The sequence below is a fragment of the Faecalicatena orotica genome (assembly GCF_905197545.1).
Classification (GTDB): Bacteria; Bacillota; Clostridia; order Lachnospirales; family Lachnospiraceae; genus Faecalicatena_A; species Faecalicatena_A orotica.
Genome location: NZ_CAJJZH010000027.1, coordinates 1 through 5309, shown reverse-complemented (window position 1 = coordinate 5309; position 5309 = coordinate 1). Strand labels below are relative to the sequence as shown.

The 5309-nt window shown below is 46.2% G+C and carries 4 protein-coding genes; 1 reads left to right on the top strand and 3 read right to left on the bottom strand.

What is annotated here, in order from left to right:
• The 3 genes from ABIN22_RS23285 to ABIN22_RS23275 all read right to left on the bottom strand — a co-directional run.
• Positions 1–319, bottom strand: a 319-nt coding sequence (locus ABIN22_RS23285; RefSeq protein ID WP_320982076.1) for a YjdF family protein, incomplete at its 3' end; no start/stop codon positions are given.
• A 247-nt stretch (positions 320–566) separates the two neighbouring features.
• The gene (locus ABIN22_RS23280) at positions 567–2537 is read right to left on the bottom strand and encodes a methyl-accepting chemotaxis protein (RefSeq protein WP_227129030.1); all 1971 of its coding nucleotides are present in this window, start codon (positions 2535–2537) and stop codon (positions 567–569) included.
• 118 nt (positions 2538–2655) lie between these two features.
• Entirely contained in the window at positions 2656–4335 is a 1680-nt protein-coding gene (locus ABIN22_RS23275) for a methyl-accepting chemotaxis protein (protein ID WP_227129031.1), read from the bottom strand.
• A 258-nt stretch (positions 4336–4593) separates the two neighbouring features.
• Between ABIN22_RS23275 and ABIN22_RS23270 the strand changes: the two genes are divergently transcribed.
• Positions 4594–5309: CZB domain-containing protein (locus tag ABIN22_RS23270; RefSeq protein WP_346911593.1), on the top strand; the 716-nt coding region annotated here is incomplete at its 3' end.

The window sequence follows — 5309 nt, the reverse complement described above, 5'->3', positions numbered from 1 at the left end:
TGCCTGTCTTTATCTGCTCATGCTGCAATTTCAGGGCCTGCTGGGATTTGGTACCGGTTCCCTTTGATTCAAGCTGTTTTTTGATCATGCGCTGCATTCGTTTTGGATTAATCTTACTCTCCGTCTTTTTCTCAATATCTACAGGCGGGCTAAACCGGAGTTTATTCCAGTTCTGCAACAGAAATTGACAGACCTCATAATCTTTGGGCTCCGCTCCAAATAAGATCTTACATGCCTCCAACCGGCCATCCGAAATACGTTCATACACTCCAATCCACAGGGTACCATTGAAATAAACTGTCAGTCTGCTTTTTTGCATAAAAAACACTCCTCGCTTTTTACAGCAAAGAACGGACAACCGAGGAGGCAGGTTACTGACAGATTATTACTGCGCCCGGACTACCGGCCGGGACTGTGTTTTTTTCTTTGCGTCATTTAGTTTTCTTTCTTATTTTAACTCACCCTCTTTTGTTTTGCAAGTATAACCGGAAAGCCAGCCGGAAGAACCGGCTGGCTTTCTGTAAGATGTCCTGTATTCCTGCTTATATCTGTCATGGCCCAGCCAACTACCTGGTTTTAAACTGCCCCACCAGTTCCTTAAGTATTACTGCCTGCCCTGACAATTCCTCACTGGCGGCCGCGCTTTCTTCCGCTGTTGCAGAATTGGTCTGGACCACGCTGGATATCTGATCCATCCCCTGGGTCACCTGGGAGACGGCCTGGGACTGCTCTGCCGTGGCCTCTGTTATCTTATCCACCGCCTTTACCGTATTTTCAGTGGAAATCACTGCTTTCTGTAAGGATGCTGCTGTCTCGTCTGCGATTTTCATACCCTTTTCCACGGAACGGGCAGAACCTTCGATTAAAACAGATGTACTTTTGGATGCTTCCGCACTTTTGCTTGCCAGATTCCGCACCTCATCCGCCACCACCGCAAAGCCTTTGCCTGCAGTACCGGCCCGCGCAGCTTCAACCGCTGCGTTCAGGGCCAGAATATTGGTCTGGAACGCAATATCCTCAATGGTTTTTATAATCTTTCCGATCTGTGAAGAGCTCTCGCCTATGTCCCTGACCGCATTTACCAATTCAAACATCTGTTCATTGCACTGCTCCACTTCCCTTCCGGTCTCGCTGCTCTGACTGTGGACATCCCCGGCTCTGTCGGCAGTTGCTATGATTTTCCCGGATATATCGTTAATCGTAGCTGCCAGTTCCTCAATGGCGCTGGCCTGTTCCGTCGCTCCCTGGGACAGGGCCTGGGCGCCGGCTGATACCTGCTCTGCCCCGGCCGATACCTGATCCGCTGACTGGTTAATCTGGCGCAGGGTGTCGCTCAGCTGTGCACTCAGTTTTCTGGCAGAATCCAGAAGTCCCCTGTAGCCCCCCACATATGCTTCTTCACATTTAGAATCCACAGTCAGGTTGCCTCTTGACATCTCTGCCAGCATTTCATCCATATCCTGAATCATAAGCCGGAACCCCTGGACAAGGGTTCTGGCCGAATCAGCCAGTATCTGTGTCTCATCCCCGGTATGTATCTCATGAACAGGTGTATCCAAATCCCCCTCCGCCAACAGCCTTAACCGCTGGGCGCAGTCCTTTACCGGCTCTCCGATCTGTCTGGCCAGCCTGTAGGCCATATAAGAGGATATTGCCAGGAATACCACCATGAGTATGATTGTAATTATAATACCGTTAACCGTGGACTGGGTAAAATCCTTTGTGGGCGCATTGATTGCAAGGCTCCAGCCCTCCGTGCCTTCGATCGGTGAGAAGGCCAGGAACTTCCTGCTTCCCCCGTATTCATAACGCCCGAAACCAGATTCTCCCAATGTCATGCGGACTTCCAGGGCAGCCAGGTCCTTTAGTTTTTTATCTGTTTTTGCATCTTCCTGTGTATTTTCCCTGTTTTTTACATTGTCCATATTCTTATGGGCAATTGTGTAACCGGCATTATTAAGGATATAGGCACTGCCGTTGGGGCTAACCTGAAGAGAGGCCACTATATCATTTAAAAATGTCTCATTCGGTACAAAATACACCACCCCTGCAACCTTTTTTCCAGGTACTCCGCCCTCCCAGATAGGAGCTGATACCATGATGCTCAGCTGGCCCGTTATCTTACTGACTAACGGCTCCGACACCGCAGTCTCCCCCTTCATGGCAGATTTCACATAGGCCCGGTCAGAGTAGTCTTTGCCGTCCAGGATACTGATTCCGTCCAAACCGATTATATTACCTCTTTGAAGTCCGTGGGAAAGGGCCTGGTTCTCAACAACAGCCCGTTTTTCCTCCACTGTGGCTGTCCGGTCAGAAAGCGTTGGGATACATCCTGTGACATATGCAATGTTTTTATATGCATTCAGTTCCTCTTCAATACGTTCCGCAGCCGTGTCAGCCATCTCGGTCATGGTCTGCCCCAGTGTGTCAATTGTACTGGTGTAGTTGAGCCACGCGCTTATTCCGCCCACTATAACCAAAGAGGTCAGTATGGCAATAAGCATGCATGCAACGATTTTCATACGTATACTTTTCATAATCCCCACTCCTTTAAACTGTCATATTTTCACACCCAAAAAAAGCTTATAGTAATTTTATCGGCATTTTTATGAAAATAATAAGGTTCATAAATATAACGGATACCGGAGAATTATGCTACTGCCGGAGTTTAAACTGATTAATGGCGCTTTCAAGGCTCCTGGCATGCTCCCGCAGTTCCTCGGAAGCGGTTGAGGTAGTTTCAGCAGTATTCATATTCGACTGTATTACTTCTGAAATCTGATGAATGCTTTCGGTGAACTGAGACAGGATTTCCTGCTGCCTTGCAGACGCGGCTGCAATTTCATCCACCATGTCCGTTGATTCCATCGCTCCCTTGCCTACCTGTTTCAGAGTCGCCATAGTATTACCTGTTAATGTGACACCCTTTTCAACCAATTTCAACGTATTTTCAATGAGCACAGTTGTATTTTGGGCGGCTTCGGAGCTCTTGGCGGCCAGGTTGCGCACTTCATCCGCAACGACTGCAAAGCCTTTTCCTGCAGCCCCGGCCCTGGCAGCCTCCACGGCAGCGTTAAGAGCCAGTATATTGGTCTGGAACGCGATATCTTCAATGGTCTTTATAATTCCACTGATTTGATTGGAAGAGCCGGATATTACGCCCATTGCTTCCGAAAGTTCTTCCATTTGCCGGGTTCCTATCATCAGCTGCCGGGCGGCCTCAGTGGAACAGGATTTTGCAGATTCAGCTTTATTTACAATGCGGTCTAAGTGAGAGGAAATTTCTTCTGCATTAGCGGACAGCTCTTCCACTGCCGCAGCCTGCTCGGAGGCGCCCTGTGATACGATGCTGGAACTGGCGGCCACATTGTCAGAGCCCAAGGACACTTCGTTTGCTGTCCTATGTATCTTTTGAAGAGAATCGTTCAGGGAATCCAGGATTCTGATGAGTGATTTCTGAATAGGAAGAAACTCACCCAGATATTGGATATCTATGGTCTGGTTCATATCTCCTTCAGCAATCAGTGACAGCTTGTTGGCTATATCCTCTATGTATTTTTTCAACTCAGTCCTGGTGCTGTGAATGGAGTTAACAAGCATACCAATTTCAGATGTATCCGGTTCCAGATTAAACGGGTGGGACAGGTTGCCGGATGCGATTTCATACATCTGGTCTTTAATCTCCACAACGGGCTTCAAAAGCCTGCTTTTTAATAACCGGAAGGTTATAATCTGAAGAACGACTATCATAAAAACCACTGCTACAAAACAACAGAATATGATATAACTGACACCGGTAAGCCGGTTCACCTCATTTAAGGTTCTATCGTCCAGGGTTGCAAGAAAATCCGATTTTATCTGGTTAATCTTCGCCACGGAGGATTCATATTCTTTCCCGTACACATAGTCCACGGCAGCAGCTTCATTGCCCGCCATTACATTCTTCATGGCGTTTTCTTCCAGAGGAACAAGGGTGTTGGAAAGATTGGACATCTCGTCAATCATGGACTGCTCTTTTGCAGTGATACCGATTTCCTTCATCTTTTCTACGCCTATATCACGGTTTTTTAGGTGATTGACTTCATTCCAGTAGTTATCATAATGCTCCTGACTACCGGTGGCGGCATAGGCCCTTACTTCATTGGTGAGATAGGATGATCCGTTCATAAAACGATTGGCATTGTAGGTGAGTTCATAGCGGTATTTGTTTGCGGTGTTAAGTTTCGTGGTTATCCGGCTGTAACAGGCAAGGCAGAATACCATAAAGAACAAAGCCAGTATTGTTACGCCGTTTAACAACAGTATCAAGGTAGATTGTTTCATCTTTTTACACATAATGATCCTCCTCGGATTTATAATAGTCTCCCGGAATCTCTGAGCCAGTAAAATTAAGGCTTTCAGGCTCCTTTTTTATCAACATGATCCATCAAGATTCTGAGAGATCATTTATCATGATTCCCGCTTATTTATATATCGGCAAAACATGGTGGTTACATTAGCACTTTTTGTGATTATATTTTTAATATAATTGTAGTTTGCAGCAAGAAGTGTTACAATAAAATAAAAGTGAATGGGGGGCGGCAAAAAAACATTATGAGTAAAGAAATCAAGTATCCTTATATTGTATTTAAATTGGTGGACACGTACTATTGTGTAAGCAGCGAATGCATATCCACGATAGTTCAGCTTCCGCAATATGATAAGATACCTGAGAGTCCGGAAACTGTGACAGGGATGTTTCGTTATCGCAATCAGGTAATTCAGATGTTAGATTTACGCACTACATTTGGATTCAAGTCTTTGGCAGAAGAATGCAGGGATTTTGAGAAGATGATAGATGCCCGTAAGCAGGACCACATTAAATGGGTAAATGAACTGGAGGCGGCTGTCACGGCAGGGACTCCCTTTTTACTTGGAAGAGACCCGCACCAGTGTGCCCTGGGAAGATGGTATGACAGTTTTACATCGGAGAATAATGTGGTCAATTTCCATTTGCGAAAGATTGACGATCCTCATAAGAGGCTGCATATGGCAGCGGATAATATAGAACATTGTGCAGAAACCAGTGAGAACACATGTGAGCTTGATAAGTGCCGGAACCATATCCTTGAGGATGTGAAGCAGAATTATATGCCTGCCATACTGAAGCTGCTGGATGAGACAAAGGATGTCTTCCGTTCTTCGGTGTATAAGGAAATGGTGCTGCTGCTGGACGGGACAAAGTGGGGAATTGTTGTGGACGAAATTATATCCGTGGAGAATCTGACTGTCATAGAGCAAAAGGAAAATCATGTGGTTGGACAGACTTC

Coding starts and splice junctions, on each gene's coding strand:
- ABIN22_RS23280 (WP_227129030.1), bottom strand. CDS start 2,537: ATGAAAAGTATACGTATGAAAATCGTTGCATGCATGCTTATTGCCATA.
- ABIN22_RS23275 (WP_227129031.1), bottom strand. CDS start 4,335: ATGTGTAAAAAGATGAAACAATCTACCTTGATACTGTTGTTAAACGGC.